This is a genomic window from Pseudomonas sp. P1.8, from assembly GCF_001269805.1.
Classification (GTDB): Bacteria; Pseudomonadota; Gammaproteobacteria; order Pseudomonadales; family Pseudomonadaceae; genus Aquipseudomonas.
The window spans coordinates 136,544-156,426 of the sequence record NZ_LHVM01000025.1; the positions used below are offsets into that span (position 1 = coordinate 136,544).

The 19,883-nt window shown below is 60.4% G+C and carries 22 protein-coding genes and 1 pseudogene; 12 read left to right on the top strand and 11 right to left on the bottom strand.

Annotated features, from left to right (window positions below; genetic code table 11):
* Window positions 1-133: 133 nt before the first annotated feature.
* Window positions 134-2,209 (top strand): C1 family peptidase, encoded by a 2,076-nt coding sequence (locus AD668_RS27870; RefSeq protein WP_177330212.1) that lies wholly within the window; start codon window positions 134-136, stop codon window positions 2,207-2,209.
* Window positions 2,210-2,222: 13 nt separating this feature from the next.
* Here the strand turns inward: AD668_RS27870 and AD668_RS27875 are convergent, their stop codons facing one another.
* The 3 genes from AD668_RS27875 to AD668_RS27885 form a co-directional block, all read right to left on the bottom strand.
* Entirely contained in the window at window positions 2,223-2,792 is a 570-nt protein-coding gene (locus AD668_RS27875; RefSeq protein WP_053164353.1) for a YceI family protein, read from the bottom strand.
* Between the two features lie 129 nt (window positions 2,793-2,921).
* Window positions 2,922-3,599, bottom strand: coding sequence for a phosphoribosyltransferase (locus AD668_RS27880; protein WP_053164355.1), 678 nt, complete (start codon window positions 3,597-3,599; stop codon window positions 2,922-2,924).
* 119 nt (window positions 3,600-3,718) lie between these two features.
* A complete protein-coding gene (locus AD668_RS27885) occupies window positions 3,719-5,077 on the bottom strand; it encodes an MATE family efflux transporter (RefSeq protein WP_053164357.1) in 1,359 nt (452 codons plus the stop codon).
* Window positions 5,078-5,522: 445 nt separating this feature from the next.
* Between AD668_RS27885 and AD668_RS27890 the strand changes: the two genes are divergently transcribed.
* From AD668_RS27890 to AD668_RS27935, 10 genes are all read left to right on the top strand, one after another.
* Complete coding sequence (locus AD668_RS27890; RefSeq protein ID WP_053164359.1) at window positions 5,523-5,795, top strand: hypothetical protein; 273 nt, start codon at window positions 5,523-5,525, stop codon at window positions 5,793-5,795.
* Between the two features lie 122 nt (window positions 5,796-5,917).
* Complete coding sequence (locus AD668_RS27895) at window positions 5,918-6,322, top strand: hypothetical protein (RefSeq protein ID WP_053164361.1); 405 nt, start codon at window positions 5,918-5,920, stop codon at window positions 6,320-6,322.
* Window positions 6,316-7,008 (top strand): RES family NAD+ phosphorylase, encoded by a 693-nt coding sequence (locus AD668_RS27900; RefSeq protein ID WP_053164363.1) that lies wholly within the window; start codon window positions 6,316-6,318, stop codon window positions 7,006-7,008. The genes AD668_RS27895 and AD668_RS27900 overlap by 7 nt, the downstream gene beginning before the upstream one ends.
* A gap of 159 nt (window positions 7,009-7,167) precedes the next feature.
* Window positions 7,168-7,491 (top strand): hypothetical protein, encoded by a 324-nt coding sequence (locus AD668_RS27905; protein WP_053164365.1) that lies wholly within the window; start codon window positions 7,168-7,170, stop codon window positions 7,489-7,491.
* Window positions 7,492-7,602: 111 nt separating this feature from the next.
* Entirely contained in the window at window positions 7,603-7,893 is a 291-nt protein-coding gene (locus AD668_RS27910; protein ID WP_053164481.1) for a hypothetical protein, read from the top strand.
* 80 nt (window positions 7,894-7,973) lie between these two features.
* Complete coding sequence (locus AD668_RS27915) at window positions 7,974-8,549, top strand: chorismate mutase (protein ID WP_053164367.1); 576 nt, start codon at window positions 7,974-7,976, stop codon at window positions 8,547-8,549.
* 221 nt (window positions 8,550-8,770) lie between these two features.
* Window positions 8,771-9,145, top strand: a complete 375-nt coding sequence (locus AD668_RS27920) for a hypothetical protein (protein ID WP_053164369.1) — start codon at window positions 8,771-8,773, stop codon at window positions 9,143-9,145.
* Window positions 9,142-9,342 carry a helix-turn-helix transcriptional regulator gene (locus AD668_RS27925; protein ID WP_053164371.1) on the top strand — a complete coding sequence of 67 codons (201 nt, stop codon included), beginning with the start codon at window positions 9,142-9,144 and terminating at the stop codon, window positions 9,340-9,342. Before AD668_RS27920 ends, AD668_RS27925 begins: the two co-directional genes overlap by 4 nt.
* A gap of 7 nt (window positions 9,343-9,349) precedes the next feature.
* Window positions 9,350-10,072, top strand: a complete 723-nt coding sequence (locus tag AD668_RS27930) for an SGNH/GDSL hydrolase family protein (RefSeq protein ID WP_053164373.1) — start codon at window positions 9,350-9,352, stop codon at window positions 10,070-10,072.
* Between the two features lie 16 nt (window positions 10,073-10,088).
* Window positions 10,089-10,517 carry a nuclear transport factor 2 family protein gene (locus AD668_RS27935; protein WP_053164375.1) on the top strand — a complete coding sequence of 143 codons (429 nt, stop codon included), beginning with the start codon at window positions 10,089-10,091 and terminating at the stop codon, window positions 10,515-10,517.
* Window positions 10,518-10,656: 139 nt separating this feature from the next.
* Here the strand turns inward: AD668_RS27935 and AD668_RS29710 are convergent.
* From AD668_RS29710 to AD668_RS27945, 3 genes and pseudogenes are all read right to left on the bottom strand, one after another.
* A pseudogene (locus AD668_RS29710) lies at window positions 10,657-10,769 on the bottom strand (agmatine deiminase family protein); the annotation flags it as partial.
* Complete coding sequence (locus tag AD668_RS27940) at window positions 10,729-11,145, bottom strand: c-type cytochrome (RefSeq protein ID WP_053164377.1); 417 nt, start codon at window positions 11,143-11,145, stop codon at window positions 10,729-10,731. The pseudogene AD668_RS29710 and the gene AD668_RS27940, both read right to left, overlap by 41 nt.
* Window positions 11,146-11,426: 281 nt before the next feature.
* Complete coding sequence (locus AD668_RS27945) at window positions 11,427-12,365, bottom strand: phosphatase (RefSeq protein ID WP_053164379.1); 939 nt, start codon at window positions 12,363-12,365, stop codon at window positions 11,427-11,429.
* A gap of 438 nt (window positions 12,366-12,803) precedes the next feature.
* On the opposite strand from AD668_RS27945, the gene AD668_RS27950 reads away from it, so the two are divergent.
* A complete protein-coding gene (locus tag AD668_RS27950) occupies window positions 12,804-13,121 on the top strand; it encodes an NIPSNAP family protein (RefSeq protein WP_053164381.1) in 318 nt (105 codons plus the stop codon).
* Window position 13,122: 1 nt separating this feature from the next.
* Here AD668_RS27950 and AD668_RS27955 read toward each other — a convergent pair whose 3' ends face one another.
* The 5 genes from AD668_RS27955 to speB all read right to left on the bottom strand — a co-directional run bounded on the left by AD668_RS27955 (window position 13,123) and on the right by speB (window position 19,815).
* Window positions 13,123-13,581, bottom strand: coding sequence for a GNAT family N-acetyltransferase (locus AD668_RS27955; RefSeq protein ID WP_053164383.1), 459 nt, complete (start codon window positions 13,579-13,581; stop codon window positions 13,123-13,125).
* 168 nt (window positions 13,582-13,749) lie between these two features.
* A complete protein-coding gene (betA, locus tag AD668_RS27960; protein ID WP_053164483.1) occupies window positions 13,750-15,438 on the bottom strand; it encodes a choline dehydrogenase in 1,689 nt (562 codons plus the stop codon).
* Window positions 15,439-15,455: 17 nt separating this feature from the next.
* Complete coding sequence (locus AD668_RS27965) at window positions 15,456-17,030, bottom strand: cytosine permease (protein WP_053164384.1); 1,575 nt, start codon at window positions 17,028-17,030, stop codon at window positions 15,456-15,458.
* 218 nt (window positions 17,031-17,248) lie between these two features.
* A complete protein-coding gene (locus tag AD668_RS27970; protein ID WP_053164386.1) occupies window positions 17,249-18,760 on the bottom strand; it encodes an aldehyde dehydrogenase in 1,512 nt (503 codons plus the stop codon).
* Window positions 18,761-18,813: 53 nt separating this feature from the next.
* Window positions 18,814-19,815, bottom strand: coding sequence for an agmatinase (gene speB / locus AD668_RS27975; RefSeq protein WP_053164389.1), 1,002 nt, complete (start codon window positions 19,813-19,815; stop codon window positions 18,814-18,816).
* Window positions 19,816-19,883: the final 68 nt, after the last annotated feature.

A 19,883-nucleotide genomic window follows, 5' to 3' on the forward strand; every position in this document is an offset into this window, starting at 1 on the left:
ACCGGGTGTCTGTCGGCAAGCCTTGAAACCTCGTGCACATCATCTACCGTTTTGTGACGCGCCATTGCAGGTGCCTGCGCGCCAGCAATGGCCATCACTGAACCCGCGACTGCCGAGTTTCCAAGGAGCCACGATGGCCACCTCACCTCGCAAGGCTGCACCCGCCCGCGCCAGCACCCCAAAACCCCAACCCAAATCCAAACAGCGCACCAGCCGCGCAAAAGCCAGCGCCGAACACCTTGCCCGGCGTCGCCCGGTCTGCCCCGATCAACTGGATCTGCGTGACCGCCTCTACCAGCCACCTGTCGGCCTGCAACCGGCCAAGTCGCTGTTGCCGGCGCACTGGATGAGTATCAAGAACCAAATGCAGACCAATGCCTGCACCGGTTTCGCCTTGTCGACGGTCATCGAATTTCTGCTGAGCAAAGGCCAGCGCGAAGACAAGCCGGGCATTTCGCCGTTCATGCTCTACAGCATGGCGCGGCGCTACGACGAAATTCCCGAAGCACCGAACCCCGACCCCAAGCTGTCCGACAGCGGCTCGACCCTGCGCGGCGCACTTAAAGGCTGGTACAAGCAAGGTGCCTGCGCCTCCTATCTGTGGCCGAACCTTGACATGCCCGCCGCCACCAACCGACCCGACACCGATTGGTGGATCGACTCGGTGCAACGCCCGCTCGGTGCGTATTATCGGGTCGACCCGTTGTCGATCAGCGACATGCACGTCGCCCTCAATGACCTCGGCGTGTTGTACGCCAGCGCCGCTTGCCACTCAGGCTGGACCATCGCCGCCAGCGAGGCTGCGCAACTCGCCGCACCGCCTGCCACGTGGGACGACTATTGGCGCATCCCCTGCCAGAAAGCCGAACTCGACGACGGCGGACATGCCTTCGTGATCGTCGGCTACAACCAGGACGGCTTTCTGATTCATAACTCGTGGGGCAGCGGTTGGGGCAGCGCCGGCTACGCGATCCTCACGTACTCCGACTGGCAGCTCAACGCCATGGACTGCTGGGTGCCACAACTGGGCGTGGTCACCGCCGAACACATGGCGATTTCCCAAGCCTCGACGCTACGCGAAACCCCGGCGGGCAACGTGGTGGTCGCCACCTCGGATGTGCTGGCCAACCGTGAAATCAACCCGTTCATCATCGACCTGGGCAACAACGGCGAACTGAGCCAGACCGGTGATTTTCGCACGCGCCCCGAAGACGTCGAGGACCTGGTCGACTTTCACCTCGGCGAAGCCCGCAAACGCTGGGGGCTGGCGGCCAACCAGGCGATCGACATCGCGCTCTATGCCCATGGTGGGCTCAATGACGAAAAAACCGCGGCCGCCGCCGCCAAACAATGGGTGCCGCTGCTCTACGAAGCGAAAATTTTCCCGATCTTCCTGATGTGGGAAACCGGCGCCATGCAGACCATTCTCAACCTGATCGTCGATGCCTACCGGCAAGTACCGCGCAGTACCGGCGGGGTCTTTTCGGAACTGGGCGATGCGGTCAAACAGTTTTATGACAAACGCCTGGAACGTGCTCTCGCCACGCCCGGCACACTGTTATGGGGCGAGATGAAGCAAAACGCCGATGCCTTGAGCGGCAACCCGCGCAGCGGTTTGCAAATTTTGCAAAAGGCGTTCCTTACCTCCGGCAAGATCGGCAAGTTTCGCCTGCACCTGATCGGCCACTCGGCAGGTTCCATCGTCCACAGTTTCATCATTGATCGCCTGGCGAGCGCCGGGCTGCGATTTGCCTCCCTGAACCTGATGGCACCCGCCGTGCGCGTCGACACCTTCGAGCGTTTGGTTATGCCGCACCTGATCAGCAAAACCGTGGACAACTGCCTGCAATTTTCCCTGACCGACATGGCGGAAAACCAGGACCCGACCTGCCGCCCTTACCTGCGGTCGTTGCTGTACCTGGTGTCCGAGTCGTTCGAGACCGGCGTGCGCACGCCGATTCTGGGCATGGACAAATACATCCACGCTTCGCCGGTGTTCAACCTGCCCAACTTCACCTACATCACCACACCGTCGAATGCGTCAATCAACGCAAGCCACGGCGGGTTCGACAACGACCGACCGACGCAACGGCGCATTGTTGAACAAGTGCACAAAAGCCTGGCGAACATCAATGGTTCGGCGGGACAGACGCCGGTCGGGGCGAAGGCACCGGCGGCCAAACCAAAAAAAGCAGCGGCGCGCAAATGACGGGGGGATCGCTTCACCGCTGCGGCGCCACCATGCGAAAACGAATGTTGATGTCGTTGGACACCATGCTGTCCGCCCACTCCCCCTCGCCCATCTTGAAATCGTCGCGCTTGAGGATCAGTTCGCCATCGAAAATGCCAATGGCGTTCTCTGATTTGAGCACCACCGGCACAATCACCTGCCGCGTCTGACCTCTGAGGGTGAGGTTGCCAGTGAAGGTGTAGCGGTCGTTCCCGAGGTCCTGAATGGCCGTCGACTCGAAAACGGCCTTGGGAAAGTTTTGTGTGTCGAACCACGCCGGTTTTTGCAGTTCGGTCTTGGCGTCGCTGCTGTCGATATCAATGCTCGCCAGGTCAATCGTCAGCGCGGCATGGGCGACGGCGGGGTTTTGCGTATCAAATTCGATTTGCCCTTCGAACTTGCCGAAGGTGCCATAAACCTTCGAACCCATCTGCTGATAGGTGAAACTGATGGTGCTGGCCGTGTTGTTCACGGCGGTGTATTCGACGGCGTCGGCACGCGGCACAACGCCAAGCGTGGCAACGCCGGCCAACGCGACGAAACGCAGTATTCGAGGGTTCATCGGACTCTCCGGGCGGGCTCCCGTCATGAGTTGCAGCGCTGTACACCGATCGGCATCAAAAGGACTTAAGCAAACAATCGACGTTTATTCCACTTCGAGCGCCGATTGACGACCACCCTTCAATCCACCTCAATCTGTCCTGTCTGCCTCCCGTTGCCACGCCCGCTGCAACAACGCGATCACCTCGGCATCGCTGGTCTGGGTAAAGTCCATGTACCAATGGCCAATCGAGGTAAACCATTCGGGCATCAACGGGCAGATCAGCTCATCCACCTCACGGCGCAGCGCCTCTGCCGTCTCGATCGGCGCCACGGGCACGGCCACCACGATGCGCGAGGGTGCCTGCGAGCGCAGCGCATGGATCGCTGCCTTCATCGACGCGCCGGTCGCCAGACCGTCGTCGATCAGGATCACCACCTGGTCCTTGAGCTGCACCGGTGCCCGGTTTCCCCGATAAACCTGTTCCCGGCGCAGCAACTCGCGGGTTTCCCTTTCGACCACGGCCTCGAACGCGGCCGGGGCCATCGGGTAACTGCGCAATGCTTCTTCGTTGCGGATCTGAATGCCGCCACTGGCAATCGCGCCCATGGCGTACTCCGGACGCGACGGCACGCCGAGCTTGCGCACCAGCATCAGGTCAAGGCGCAGGCCCAGCGCCGTGGACACTTCATAGGCCACCGGCACACCGCCACGGGGCAAGGCCAGAACGATGACGTCAGAGCGATGCGCGTAAGGCTGCAGCGGCTCAATCAAACGCCGCCCGGCCGCTGGCCGGTCTTGCAGGATGGAATGGGACAAGGGGCTCATGGAAAACCTCCCCAGGCGATCACGCCTGTCGGTGACTCCCCCACCAATGGATTGTCGGTTCGACAATGGTTGCCATCAAGCCCCGCGAACATCAAAGCCACCTGAGGGAGCCACCCTGCCTACACCAAACGCTCAATCTTCTGATGCTGCCACACCAGTTTGTAGTACAGCGTCTGCAACGCCAGCATCCCCAGATACGCCACCGGAAATGCCATCCACACCCCTTGCAGCCCGAACTTCGCATCCAGCAAATAAGCCGCCGGCAACTGCACACCGACCACGCAGACAATGGAAATCGCCACCGGCACCATCACCGTGCCGCTGGCGCGCATGATGCCGCCGATGATCGCCTGGAAGCCAAACACCAACAGGCTCCAGAGCATGATGTGCAGCAGATGCTCAGCCATGTTGAGCGTCGCCTCCTCAGTGAGGAATGACGCCAGCAACCAGCTCGACAACAAGTAACCCAACACCACCAGACCACCGGTCAAACACACATTGATCATCAGCCCGGTCTTCAGGATCGGCCCAATGCGCTCGATGCGCCCGGCCCCAATCGCCTGCGCCCCGAGGATCGACGCGGTGATCGCAATCGACAGCGCCGGGAATTGCACGTAATTGACGATCTGCGTCACCGCGCCATACGCCGCTGTCGCCTGGGACCCATGCTGGTTCACCAGCGCCAGAATCACCAGTTCCGACAACGACAACACCACCATCTGCAACCCGGTGGGCAAGCCGATGCGCAGCACCTTGCCGAGGATCGTCATGTCCAGGCGCATTGCGGCAAAGAACTCACGGTCCGGTGCCAGCGGATGCCCTTTGCGGAGCAAGCGCCACGCCAACAACGCCATCGCCACCAGATTCCCCGCCAGCCCGGCAAACGCTGCGCTCTGAATCCCCATCGGAGGAAAACCCAACCAGCCACGGATCAGCGCCGGTGTCAGCGCCAGCCCGACAATGGTCGACACCACCAGCGCCAACAGCGGCGACAACGTATCGCTGACCCCGCGCAGCAACTGCGTGAACAGTACAAACACCAACAGCGACGGCATGATCCACAACATCACATGGGCGTACGCCACCGCATCGTCCAGCACGTCCGCCGGCGTGCCCAACCCCACTAAAGCCGACCGCGCAAACACACTCCCGACCACCGCCGCCACCAACCCGATCAGCACCCCCAGCAACAATGTCGCCCCGGCAATCGCCTTCACCAGATGCGTCTCCCGCGCCCCCCACGCTTGCCCGATCAACACCCCCGCACCCGCGCCGAGGCCGATCACCAGGGCGATGAAGAAAAACACGATGGGGAACATGCCGGACACCGCCGCCAACGCTTGCGTGCCGAGCATCTGGCCGATGTAGATGCTGTTGACCGTGCCGGACATCGATTGCAGGAAGTTCGACAACACCATCGGGGCGAGGAAAAACAGGTAGGTTTTCCAGAGGGGGCGTTGGGGGTTCGGGTTTTGCATGGGGGGAAAGATCCATCTTGACGGCGGGAGCGATGATTAAGGATAGCGTGGGTGGCTGAATCCAAGGGGCGAAGACCATCTCAGGTCTGTGGTTATATTTCCAGTGACGATATGTGAAAGGTCTGAAGTTTTATCAGTGCAAGTCCTACACGAAGCTCAGAATCCCTCACCTTCCCGCGCTGATCCCGTGCGGCTTATAGTCGGCGCCGTCGCCCAAATGGCGATTCGGGTTTGGCGACCTGACTTCAGAGAATGCGAAGGCTATCCGCTTTATTGCAGGTATCATCGCACCCGCAAAGCCGCTGTTATGGCGGCTGTGCGCGGGAGACTTTCGGGTCTGCCGGTTTTCTCTGTTGCCGGTTCGCCAACCTGCGCACAGCTGCCACCCAATCGTTTGGCGACGACTGCGTGACGGCCTTGAGCCAATCAAACAGAGATCTTCAAAATGAATCGATACATGCCCCTCACCGGAATCGACCTGGTTCCGGCCTCCCTGCTCATCGACACCCAAGCCCCCCTCGACGTCCTGCAAGCCATGGCGGATTACCGCATTCGTACAGTCACGCAGGTGCTGGAAAACATCGCCTATCGATCCGAACTCGGATGCGACACGGTGGTGCTGGAGGACTTTTCCAGGCTTCTGGTGATTGCGTTGCGCGATGGCTGTGATTTGATGGATGTGATTGGTCGGCGGTTGCGGGCGCAGGCTGCGGGGTAAAGAAAAACGGCGAACGTCTCGCTGGTGAGACTCGATGGGAATTTTCCGTCGGTCGAACCAATTTGATCTACAGATTCAGATTAACTATCTTTGAATCTACGGAATCAAAGTAGATATTGATTATGGCCGTTCCTCTGCAACCCCAATCTTTCACCAAAAACCAATGCGTCACCGGCCTGCGCGCTGCCGTCGGCATTCTGGAAAAGTGGAAAGCCAGCGGCGATCAAGCCTGCCGCATCCTGCGCATCTCGCGCAGCACTTACACCCGCGCACGACAGCATGATCCCGAGTGGGCGGTGGCGCTGGATGCGGATCAGATGCAGCGCATCAGTTTTGTGCTGAACATTCACGGGACGTTGCGCCTGGTGTTCGATAACCCGGACAACGTCTACGGCTTTGCGTCGATGGCCAATGACAATGAGTTTTTCAATGGCCGCAGTCCGCTGGAGATCATGGCGCAGGGCGACATGGTTTCGTTGTATGAAACCTTCCGCCGCATCGACATGCTGCGGGGCGCGCAATGGTGACCGTGGGTAAGTTGCCGACGTTTGCCGGGCAGGCGTTGCAGGCTTATCGGCTGGTCAATTCGAAGTTTCCCCCCATTGCCCTGTTCGATGACGTGGCGGATGCGGATGAATTCGAGGTGTTGTTCGAGATTCAGGCGCTGACCAATCCGCGCTTGAAGAATGAAGTGGGTCAACTGGAGTTGATTCCACGGCGCGAGATTCCGTTCGGGATCACGGGTTGCTCCTATGCGACGGCGCCGTTTACCCACGTGAACCCGGCGGGCTCGCGGTTCAGTGATGGCAGTTTCGGGGTGTTGTACCTGGCGGACTCGATGGAAGCGGCGCTGGCCGAGGTGCGGCATCACCAGAGCCTGTACTGGTCGAAGGTGCCGAGCCTGAACTACGAGCGCTTTGTGTTCCGGGGATTGTCTTGTGCCTTTGTCGATGCCGGGATGAATGACGCTACGGCACTGCCGATGACGGACCCGGTGTATGCGCCGGATGATTACAGCGTTTCCCGGCGCCTCGGCCGGGAGGTCAGGAAGGCCGCTTGCCCCGGTTTGCGCTATCGCTCGGTGCGTTTGCCGGGCAGTGATTGCTGGGCGCTGATGACGCCGCGACCGGTGACATCGATTGTGCAAACCGCGCATTACGAAATGGTGTGGAACGGGCAGATCACCAGTGTCAGTCAGATCAGCGAGGCTTGAACTCTTGCGAAAGTGCTGTGGCGAGGGGTGCTTACGCCCAGAGATTTCGATCCATCGCTGGCATCGATAGTCACCATCATCTCAATGAAGTTCTCATAAAAAATCCGCGGCGTAACATCGGCTCCATACCCACCCATAAGCACCCCGGAGCACACCCTCATGAAACGCCAAACCCTTCTCGGTATCGCATTCTCGGTTTTTGCAGTCAACGCTTTCGCCGCTAACTCTGCTCACCCGGTTGTCGCTGAAGGCGGCTCGGATCGTCTGATTGAAAGCCGTGTGGCTGAGGGTGGTTCGGATCGCTTGATCGAGCATCGTGTGGCGGCTGATGGCTCCGACAAACTGATCGAAAACCGCGTCGCTGCTGACGGCTCCGACAAGCTGATCGAAAACCGCGTCGCCGCTGACGGCTCCGACAAACTCATGCAAAACCGCGTCGCCGAAGGTGGTTCGGATCGCCTGATCGAAAACCGCACCGCCTGAATGCTGTGCTCTAACGCAGGACTCAACGAAAAAGCCCGGCCTTATCAGCCGGGCTTTTTCTTGGGCGACTGGTCTATCCTGTGCCTCCCCGAATTCAAGCCGGAGACACCCGTGCCCCCCCTCACCGCCCGCGAGGTTTATCAGCAACTGCGTGATGCCGCCCAAGGCATTCGCGCTTTCGAGCGTGTCGATCAATCGCCGGAATCGACTCATGTACAGGTCGACATCGATGGCTGGCGCCTGATACTCGAGGTCGACGGCAAACACCTGCGCCACTGTTTACAGGGGCGAAGCCCGGATGGCCGCGAGTATGCGTTCGACAATGGGCAACGCTTCGGCACCGATCCGGTGAGTCTGCTCAGTACCTGGGAATTGGCGCAGATCGAGCGGTTGCTGGGCTGAATGCTTCGCAGCCTATCGTTCGTCGGTTGCCTTGTGTTACACAGGCGCAAGTGAATTCAGCGTCCAAGGAGGTTCTGTCCATGCCCCGCTCCCCATGCCTGCCGCACCTGCTGACGAGTGCCTTTCTTGTCTGCCTCGCCCATGGCGCCCAGGCGAGTGCGCCGCCTCCCGCGCCCGATGCCTTGCAACCGCTGTTGGCGACGATGAACGAGCGCTTGCAGATCAGTGAGCAAGTGGCGCTGACCAAATGGGACAGCGGCAAGCCGATTCAGGACAGCGCCCGGGAAGCGCAAGTGATTGCCAACGCCCGCAAGCAGGCCGCCCAGCGCAAACTCGACCCGGACGATGTCGCCGACCTGATCGCCGCGCAGATCGAAGCCAGCAAACTGGTGCAGTACGGTCGCATCGCCCAGTGGCAAGCTGCGCACAAGGCGCCGGATACGCCCCGGCCAAACCTCGAGACCGAGATCCGACCAAAGCTCGACAAACTGCAAATCACTTTGCTCAAGCAATACGCCGCGTTCCTGCCCTACCGCAACGACCCGAATTGCCCGCAGTGGCTGGCCAAAGGGCGTTCTGCGTTGATCAAGGATTACCTGCACGGACAGGCGATGATTCGGGCGACGGGTGAGTTGTGTGTGGTGGACAAGCATTGAATTCTCAGCGGATCTAGTTCCGAACCAGTGTAGGGGTGAGCATGCTCCGGGCGGCGTTCCGACGAAGGAGGCTAACGATAACGCGTGTGACCGCTTACACGCGGCGCTCTCAAGTCCATCGCGAGCGTGCTCGCTCCTACAGCTGTCGTATGTAAAACACCCTTTACATCCGGAAAAACTCCGGCGAACATGTAAAGGGTCTTTTACATCAGGAGGATGCAATGAAACGCTTTTATATGGAAATGGGCGCGGCGATGGCGCTGTACACGATACTTTTGATCACTTCGCTGATCTTGCTCAAAGACCAGCAGGACATGGCGATTGCGCTGAAGATCATCATCACCCTGCTACCGATGATCCCCGCGGGGCTGATGTGCTGGGCGGTGGTGCGCAACATGCGCACGCTGGACGAAATGCACCTGCGCATCCAGTACGAAGCCCTGGGTTTCGCCTTTGCCGCGTCGGCGCTGCTGACGTTCACCTACGGTTTTCTGGAAAACGTCGGCTTTCCCCACGTGTCATGGGTCTGTGTATGGCCGGTGATGGGCTTGATGTGGATGGTCGGGCTCAGGCTGGCCAAGCGACGTTATCAATGAACAACTGCCTCAAGGAACTGCGCGCCGAACGCAAGTGGTCGCAGGTTGATCTGGCGGCGCTGCTGAAGGTTTCGCGGCAGACGATCAATGCCATCGAAAACGGTCGTTACGATCCCAGCCTGCCGCTGGCTTTCCAGATCGCCCGGGTCTTTGCGTTGCCGATCGAAAGCATTTTCGACGATGAGTTCTCCGGATAATCCCCTCATGAGCCACGTTGAAACCCTGGCCAAAATTATCCTCGGCCCGCTGCTGTTGGCCCAAGGGCTGTATACCCGCCGGGTGACGCCCAGGTTGCCGGAGGCTGCGGGCGAGCGTCAGGGTGTGGCGGGCATCGGCGATGCCCTGCGCCTGTTGATCGTCGGCGACAGTGCGGCGGCGGGCGTTGGTGCTTTGACTCAGTGTGACGCCCTCAGCGGCCGGTTGGTCGGGCGTTTGGCGGCTGACTTTCGTGTGTCGTGGAAACTCTGGGCGCAGTCGGGTCTGGATTCACAAGCATTACTCGACTTGCTTCAACAGCACGCGCCAGAGCCGTTCGATGTGGTGCTGCTGTCGATTGGTGTCAACGATGTCACCAGCGCGCTCTCACTGGATCAGTGGTTGATCCGGCAGCGACAACTGATGGCGCTGTTGTGCGAAAAATTCGCTGTGCAGCAGATTGTCGTCTCCCCGCTTCCACCGATGCACCTGTTTCCCGCATTGCCACAGCCGCTGCGCTGGTACCTGGGTTTTCGAGCCCGTCGTTTCAACGCGCATCTGGCGCAACTGGCAGCCAACGTGGATCAATGTACGATGCTCAGCACCCCGCTCGCACCCGAGGCGGGGTTGATGGCCAGCGATGGTTTTCATCCGGGACCAATGATTTACAGTCAATGGGCGGACGACGCAGCCCAGGTCATCCACCAGCGTTTTCGAAGCAAACAACAATAAAAAACAGGAGTTGAACATGGCCGAACTGAACTTGAACGCCAACGTTGCCGTCACGCTCGAGCAGTGGCACGAAATGATCAGCCGCAAGGACCTGAGCGCCCTGCCCGAGCTGCTCGACCCGCAAGCGGTGTTCCGCTCGCCGATGGCGCACACGCCGTATCCGGGTGCGCCCGTGGTATCGATGATTCTCAATACGGTGATGAACGTGTTCGAAGACTTTGCCTATCACCGCGAGCTGGCAACCGGGGATGGCTTGAACGTGATTCTCGAATTCAGCGCCAGGGTAGGTGAAAAGGAGCTGAAGGGCATCGACATGATTCGCTTCAATGACCAGGGCAAGATTGTCGAGTTTGAGGTGATGGTGCGGCCGTTGAGTGGCTTGCAGGCACTGGGTGAGCAGATGGGGCAACGGTTGGGGGCTTATCTGAAAGCCAGTAAAGCCTGACCCACCAAAGCCCCCTGTAGGAGCAAGCTTGCTCGCGATGACGGGGGGTCAGTTTGCATCTTTATGGACTGATCCACCGCTATCGCGAGCAAGCTTGCTCCTACGGTTTTGTGTGGTGCCGGAAATTGAGGGCAACCGATCAGGCCAGCGGCTGATGACTGGTCACACAGTGGATGCCGCCCCCGCCCGCCGAATATTGAGCTGCACCACTTCACGGTCCGGGTAGAGCTCGGACAGTAGATCGTAGGCCTTGGGCCGGGAAGGTTTGCAGGTAGGCCAGCAGGTCTTCGATTTTTTCCGGATCGCTGAGGCCCCAGAAAATCATGCGGGTGCCGGGCACGACTTTCTTCGGCGCCTCGAGGTAGGCGATCAGGGTTTCGCGGTCCCAGACCAGGTTGGCGGACTTCATCGCATCGGAATACACGTAGTCCGTGGTGACGGCGGATTGGCGACCGATCACGCCATTGAGCTGCGGGCCGAAGAAGGCGCGAGCCGATTCGCCGATCTGGTGGCAGCCGCTGCAGAGGCGCTTGTAGACTTTCTCCCCGGCCTGTACATCGCCGGCAGCAAGGGCGGGAGTGCTGAGCACGAGCGCTGAGTAGAGGATCAATGCGGCGATGTTCTTCATGTTCCGGTTCCAGACTGCGATTGCTGGCTATTGGAACATGACGGCTACGGATATCCAAAACGGTCAGGTGAACGCCAAATCTGTAGGAGCAAGCTTGCTCGCGATGAGGGCGTATCAGACAGCGGATTATTCATTGACCCACTGCTATCGCGAGCAAGCTCGCTCCTACAGGGGTTACCTTTTGGTTCGGGAGGCAATGAGTTCGCTTCCTGAATCAATGGTGCGGACACGGGCCTGGGTTTCCCCGCGTCAGCCTCCCAGTTCCTTGATGCGCTCGTCGATCAGCCCCGAGGTTTGCTCATCAACCCATGCAGCACGCCGAACCGCAGACCCGGCTCAGACGCCGTCATATGCGTGATCCCCAACACTTTGAACGCCGCCAGCATCACCACCAGACCACCGGGCAACATGCTCATGCGATGGGTGGGCAGGCCTGCCAACTTGAGGTGCTTGACGTGTTTGATTTCCAGCAGGCGCAGGGACAGGCGCAACAGTCCGCCGTAAGTGATGCCGCTTTGTCCCTCGTCATTCAAGCCGTTGGCCTTGAGCACCTTGGCCAGCATCCGCGCGGTGCCTGACGAACCAATCGCTTGCTGCCAGCCCATGACGCGGTAACGGCGGGCGACTTGCTCGAACTGCAACGTGGCCACGCGCTCGGCCTCCTGCAGCGCTTGAGCCATGATCCGCCCGCCGTAAAAGTAACGGGCGCCAAAAGTCCCGCTGCCGATGGCGATACTCTCGGTGCTGAGCACCCGGTCGCCACGGCCGATGATCATTTCCGTCGAACCGCCGCCGATGTCCACCACCAGCCGCGTGCTTTGCGCATCCGGCAGCGTGTGGGCCACACCGGCGTAAACCAGTTGTGCTTCTTCATGCCCGGAAATAACGTCAATGCGAAACCCCAGGTGACGCTCGGCGGTGGCCAGGAACAGCGGTGCATTGTCCGCCTCGCGCACTGCGCTGGTCGCCACGGCCCGCACGCGAACCGCCTCGAAACCGCGCAGTTTCTTGCCGAATCGCGCCAGCGCCTGCCAACCGCGATCCAGCGCCAGTTCATCCAGCGCCCCACCCTGGAAACCCTCCGCCAACCGCACCGGTTCACGCAGGGTTCTGACTTCCTGGATAACCATCTGCTGGTTGCGCCGTACCGACTGGCCAATCATCATGCGAAACGCATTGGAGCCCAGGTCGATGGCGGCAAACAGGGGGGCGTCTTTCATAAGGGTTCCTTGCAAGTTCGTCTGCCGGCCGATTTCTGGTCGCCGGGCACTCAGGACGGTTTGCGAGGATCTTGCACCCTCTTCGATGACATCCAGATGACAGCACCGGCCATCCGCTCAATTGTTCATCCGTCATCGAATTGTCATGTACCGGGCGCCATACTCGGCCTATCAAATGCGTGCTTTATCTTCCGCTGCCACTTAAGGCAGCTTTTTTTTGCCCGCAATTTCTTCAAATCGCCCCCCTGTAGGAGCGAGCCTGCTCGCGATGGACTCAGATGCGCCACGGCTAGCCAGATAGCACGCGTAATCGTTGGCGACCATCGCGAGCAAGCTCGCTCCTACAAGGGATCGCCGGGTATTCACTAACATTTGTCGATTGCGCGCTGCGTTGATTACAGTGGCGACTGCCCACACAACGTGACAAGGAACGAAGCAATGGTGACCTGCTACCTGAAGTACGTGCTTGACCCTTACCAGCTCGAAGCGTTCGAGCATTACGGCAAGTTGTGGATTCCCCTGGTGGAAAAATTCGGCGGCCAGCACCACGGCTATTTTCTGCCGTCGGAGGGCGCCAACAACATCGCCCTGGCGCTGTTCACCTTCCCGAGCCTGGCGACGTATGAACATTACCGCCAGCAGTCGATGGACGATCCAGACTGCATCGCCGCCTTCAAGTACGCCGAGGACAGGAAGTTCATCCTCAGCTACGAGCGTTCATTCATGCGGCCGGTGTTCGGCGATCAGGCACGCTGATTCAGGCTTTCCTCAAATCCAGCCCATAGGTGTAGTAACCGGGATCGCGCACCCAGCCCAGTGATTCATACAGTCGCTGGGCGGTGAAGTTGTCGGTGGCGGTTTCCAGAGTCATGCCTTTGCCACCGGCCAGCTTCACAAAGTCGCGAGCGGTGTTCATCAGCAGCGTGCCGACGCCTTTGCCCCGGGCGGCAGGTGTGGTGAACAGATCACCGAGCAGCCAGGTGCGATGGGCGTCGATGGAAGAAAACGTCGGGAACAACTGGACGAAGCCGAGGTTTTCACCGTCAGCGTCCTGGGCAAGAAAAATCACCGATTCATCCCGGGCGATACGCTCGGCGATGAAGGCGCGTGATTGCGCAAGGTTCGACGGCTGCTCGTAGAACACCCGGTAAGCGTCAAACAAAGGGGCGATTTGATCGATGTGCGATGCGTCGGCGCGCAGGGCCTGAATAGCCATGAGGTTGCTCCATTGCGGTCTCAAGGAATTACAGACTAGCAATGGCAACGGAACAACGACGTAATATTTTCCGACGAAGATCACCCGTAGGAGCCGGCTTGCTGGCGAACCAGGCGACTCGGTGTGTCAGGCCGGCCGCCATCGCCGGCAAGCCAGCTCCTACAAGGGTTACACGCGCACGTTACGCCCCGGCAACGAAGTGCGCTGACTGCTTTCCCAGCCTTCGACCAGACCCACCGGCACATCCGCAGACGGCAACATCTGTGCACCACGCACCAGATCGGAGGCACGCTCGGCAAGCATGATGGTCGGCGCATTGAGGTTGCCGTTCGGCTCGGTCGGGAACACTGACGAATCGATCACCCGTAGCCCGGTGATGCCGCGCACGCGCAACTCGGAATCGACCACCGCCATATCGTCCTCGCCCATGCGGCACGAACCGCACGGATGGTAGGTGCTTTCCAGGTTGTCGCGCACGAAGGCGTCGAGGTCTTCATCACTGGTCACCTGGGCGCCCGGGGCGATCTCACCATCACGGAAGCGGTCCATGGCTTTCTGGCCGATGATCTCGCGGGTCAGGCGAATGCAACGACGGAAGCCTTCACGGTCCTCTTCCCGCTCCAGGTAGTTGAAACGGATTTCCGGATGCTCGTACGGATCGGCTGAACGTACGCGCACATAGCCGCGACTTTTCGGCTTGTTGGGACCTGTGAGCACCATGAAGCCATGGCCCTTGATCGGCTTGTTGCCGTCGTAGCGCATCGCTGCCGGCAGAAAGTGGAACTGGATGTCCGGCCAGCGCAGGCCTTTCTCGGAGCGGATGAAACCACCGGCCTCGAAGTGGTTGGTGGCGCCCAGGCCGTCCTTGAACAGCAACCAGCGCAGGCCGATCATCAGCTTGCTCAGCGGGTCCATCTTGTTGTTGAGGGTCACCGGTTCCTTGCAGCCGAACTGGATGTACACCTCGGCATGGTCCTGCAGGTTCTCCCCTACGCCCGGCAGGTCATGCCGCACGCCGATCCCGGCCTTGCGCAGGACGGCCGCCGGGCCGATGCCCGAGCGTTGCAGCAGGTGCGGCGAGCCGATCGGCCCGGACGAGATCAGCACTTCGCGGTTGCAGTACACCTGGTGGGTCTGCCCCCCGTGGTCATACATGACCCCTACCGCACGCTTGCCTTCGAGGATGACCTGACGGGTCATCGCATGGGTGACCACCGTCAGATTCGGACGGCCCATGGCCGGGCGCAGATAGGCGTTGGCGGTGGAGCAGCGCACACCGTTTTTCACGGTCATGTGCATCGCGCCAAACCCTTCCTGCATGTAGCCGTTGCAGTCTTCGGTCTTGATGTAGCCCGCCTCCGCCCCAGCTTCCACCCAGGCCCCGTACAGCGGGTTTTTCATGTGATTGCCGTTGGTGGTGTGCAGCGGCCCGGTCTGCCCGCGATAGCTGTCGCCACCCGATTCATAACTTTCTGCCCGCTTGAAGTACGGCAGGCAGTTGCGATAGCCCCAGCCTTCGGCACCCAGGGATTCCCACTCGTCAAAATCCAGTGCGTGCCCACGGATGTACACCAGCCCGTTGATCGACGACGAACCGCCCAGCACCTTGCCCCGGGGGCAGTGAATGCGTCGGCCGTTGAGGTGCGTTTCCGGCTCGGTTTCGTAGCGCCAGTTGTACTTCTTGGTGTTCATCGGGATCGAGAATGCGCTCGGCATCTGGATCACTACGCTCTTGTCACTGCCGCCGAACTCCAGGACCAGCACCGAGGTCGCCGGGTCTTCGCTCAGGCGGTTGGCCAACACACAACCTGCCGAGCCTGCGCCAATGATGATGTAGTCGTATTTTTGCGTAGCCATTTTTTGCGTGGTCATAGTTATCTCCCGACCGTCGATTCAGTGAATACCCGCGGTGGCTGCTGTTTGTGGGTCAGCGTGTCGCCAGTGGTGTATTGAGGAGAGGTTTTCTCGATCTGCTGGATCACCACTTCTTCGTGTTTGAGATCGATCGAGCGGCTCAGCCAGTAATACGCCACGCCCGAGACGATCAACCCGACCAGCCAGGCGATGTCGATGCTGCCCAGCGCTTTGGCGAGAGGGCCGACATACACCTCGCGTTGTTCAACGCCGTCGAAGATGTAGAAGAACGGGATCATCGAGATAAAACCGATGGCATAGGCGGCGATTCCGCGCAGGCCCCAGCTGCCGTAGATGTTGCCGTGGGGCATGAAGAAGTGCGGGATGGCGTAGCGGCCCTTGCGCACGAAGAAGTAGTCGGTAAGGTTGACCGAGGTCCAGGGCACCAGGAAGTACAGCATCACCACCAGGTAGATGCCGAGAACCGACAGGCCTTTGCCCGTGCTCTGGATGCTCAGGGCCACGCCCAGTTGCAGCAGGATCACGAAGCCGATGGCCAGGATGCGGGCCTTGCGGGTGGGTTCGATGTGTTTGATAGAGTCGACGCAGGTCAGCGTGGTCAGCTTGGCGCTGTAGATGTTCATCGCGATCACCGGCAGGAACGCCAGGATGGTGACCACCACCACCGCCGTACCCACCAGCGGCGACACGGTGTTGCCGACTTGCCCGAGGGCTACCAGCACGTCAGTGGAGTGCAGGTGATCGGCCAGCCAGCCACCCACGGAAATCATCCACGCACCGGACAGCGATGCCCCGAGGAACACCACGGCGATCAGCTTGCCGCTGGAGGTGTTCTTCGGCAGGTAGCGCGAGTAGTCCGACACATAAGGCGCATAGGCGATGTTGTAGCTGGCGGCCGCCGCAAACTGCGCAATGAAACCGGTCCAGTTGAAACCCAGCGGCTCACGGGCCACTTCGCCTTCTGCGAGTGCCGGCAGCACCGCATCCGGCACCCAGCCCATCACCACCGCCACGGTCACCAGGCCATACAGCGGCAATGACAGAAACAGCGCCCATTTGAAGCTGCGGTGCATCCAGTCATGGCCGAGAATCGCCAGCACCGCCGCCGGAATGGTCACCGCCACCGCGATCACCGCCGGGTTGAACCCGAACAGCGTGTGCAGCCCCTGCATCATCAGCACCAGGTTGACAATGTTGAAGCCGGCGAACACGAACAGCGTCGCCAGCAGCACCAGGATCACCCCGCGATAACCGAACTGCGCCCGGGACTGGATCATCTGCGGCAAGCCAAGGTGCGGGCCTTGCGAACCGTGAAACGCCATGAACAGCGTGCCGAACATGATGCCCAGCGTACCGGCGAGCGTGGTCCACAGCGCGGTCAAGCCGACGCTTGGGCCGACGAAGCCGATGGTCATGGTGAAGAAGGTGAAGTTGCCGAGGAACCAGAACGGGCCTTGGCTGGCCAGTTTGTCGGTGCGCTCGTTTTCGGGGATAAAGTCAATCGAATGCCCCTCGACGACAGACTTTTCGTCGAGGGCAGGCACGCTCGTGGCGGACTTGGCGTTAGTGTTCATGATGGACTCTTATTGTTGGAAGATCATGACGAGATAACCGCGTTGTTTCGGGTGAACGACGCCCGTTGGGCCTCCATGCCGTTCCTGATGTTCAATGGTGTAAAACCTGTAGGAGCGAGCCTGCTCGCGATGGTCGCCAACGATAATGCTGGCAACCTGACACCCCGTGGTGTACTGGGGTTCATCGCGAGCAGGCTCGCTCCTACAAGGGGCTGGTGTCAGCTTGGCAGCGTGATCCACACCGCCTTGGTTTCGAGCAGGTAGTCGAGCTGCTCGGCGCCCAGGTCTTTGCCAAACCCGGACTGCTTGTAGCCACCGAACGGCATCGATGGATCAAGGGTGCCGTGGGCGTTGACGTAGACCGAGCCTGCCTTCAAGCGTGGAATCAGGCTGTGCACTTTGCCCAGGTCGTTGGAGTACAGTGCCGCCGCCAGGCCGTAGGGGGAGTCGTTGGCCAGGTCCAGCGCGTCTTCCTCGTCGTCGAACGGTGCGGTGACCAGCACCGGCCCGAAAATCTCTTCCTGGACGATGCGCATGTCATTGCGGCAGTTGGCAAAAATGGTCGGCTCGACGAAGAAGCCAGGGCCATCGACCGGTTGACCGCCGTAGACCAGTTCGGCGCCTTCGGCCTTGCCGGTTTCGATGTACTCGGTCACACGCTGCTTTTGCAGGGCCGAGACCAGCGGGCCGATGAAGCAATCAGGATCCAGGCCCGGAGCCATTTTCAGGGTGCGCGTGTAGGCGATCAGTTCGCGCAGGAATTCGTCGTAGACACTGCTATGAATATAGGCCCGTGTACCGGCGTCGCATACCTGCCCAGAGTTGAAAAACACGCCGTTGGCGACTGCCTGGGCAGCGGCCGGGATGTCGGCGTCGGCGCAGACGATGACCGGTGATTTACCGCCGAGTTCGAGGGTCAGGCGCTTCATGTCATCCAGCGCTGCGCGACCAACCGTCTGGCCGACCGGAGTCGAGCCGGTGAAGGTCAGTTTGTCGATGCCCGGGTGAGTAGCCATGGCGGCACCGACCACGCTGCCGCGCCCGGTGACGATGTTGATCACGCCGTCGGGGATGCCCGCTTCCTGCACCAGTTCAGCAAAACGCAGGGCCGACAACGAGGTCAGTTCAGCAGGCTTGACCACTACGGTGCAACCGGTCGCCAGCGCCGCGCCGAGCTTCCAGGCCATGGTTTGCAGCGGGAAGTTCCACGGCACGATGGCGCCGACCACACCGACCGCTTCCTTGCGGGTATAGGCCAGGTAATTGCCCGGCAGCGACGGCTCGACGGTGCGCCCGTGAAGCTTGGTGGCCCAGCCGGCGAAGTAACGCAAGGTATCGACGGTGCCCTGGATGTCCACGTCCTTGGCGAAGGCAACCGATTTCCCCATGTCGATGGATTCGATTTCCGCCAGCTCGGCAGCGTTCTGTTCGATCAGGTCAGCCAGGCGCTGCATCATGCGCTCGCGTTCGGCCGGTTTGGCCTGACGCCAGGCGCCACCGTCGAACTGCGCACGGGCAGCCTGCACAGCGCGGTCCAGGTCGTCGGTGGTGCCCATGGGAATGCGGGTGATCAGGCCTTCGGTCGAAGGTTCGATCACATCGGACGTCTGGCCGTCGCTGGCTTCGACCCAGGCACCGCCGATGAACATTTTCTGGACCTTGCTGAGGAAGGTCTGGGTGGCTTCGCTGACGCCGAATTTTTGCAGGTAACTCTTGACGATCGTATCCATTTTTATTCTCTCTGCCCGGCAGTCAGAGCCTGCCGGGTCTCTGGTTTCGATGTTCAGGCTGGAGTCGATTCGCTCTCGGCGGCGGCCCGCACCTTGCCCCGCTCGTGGAAGATGAAACCGATGCTGTTGAGCAGCAGTTGCGCGGCGAGGATCGAGGTCATGCCGGTCGGGTCGTAGACCGGTGCCACTTCCACCAGGTCCATGCCGACGATGTTGCCTTTGCTGCGCTTGGCCAGGGCCTGGATGATTTCCAGCACTTCGTAGTAGAGGAAACCGCCGTGGCTCGGGGTGCCGGTGCCGGGGGCGATGGACGGGTCGAAACCGTCGATGTCGATGGTGATGTAGTAGTTGATGTTCTGCGGGATCAGCGCCAGCACACCTTCGACCCCGAGACGGCGAACGTCGCGTACCGAGAGGATTTTCGAACCTGCTTCATGAGCCGCTTCGTAGTCGTCGCGGTTGGACGACGAGACGTTGCGGATGCCCATCTGGGTCATGCCGACGATGTGATTCATTTCCGAAGCGCGGCGCAGCGGGTTGCCGTGGCCGTAGCGAACACCGTGGCGTTCGTCGACGAAATCCAGGTGCGCATCGAAGTGAATGATGTGGATCGGACCGCGGCCTTCGAAGGCCTTGATCACTGGCGCGTGCACCGAGTGGTCGCCGCCGAGTACCACCGGCATCACGCCGGCATCGAGGATCTTGCGCACGGCGTATTCGGTGTTCTTGTTGCTGGTGACCATGTCGGTGTGGACGATGTCGGCATCACCGACGTCGACCATGCGCACGTCCGATGCGGTGAGGTACATCACGTCATCTTCGTGATCGTAGGCGCCAGCGTGGCCGAAGGAAAACAGCGTCGATGCTTCACGAATCCCGCGTGGTCCGAAGCGTGCACCGGAGCGCCACTGGGTACCCATGTCATTGGGTACGCCAAGCACCGCGACGTCGGCATCCAGTGCATCCCAATCGGTGCACACCGGGGATTTGCCAAAGGTGCAATGACCCACGAATGGCAGGTTCAGACGACCGGATTCATAACCGTTGTTCGACATTTCTAGCCTCTCCACTTCTTGTTATCGGCTTGGCGGAACTGCAAGGCGACCGCCGTTGGAAAGACTAT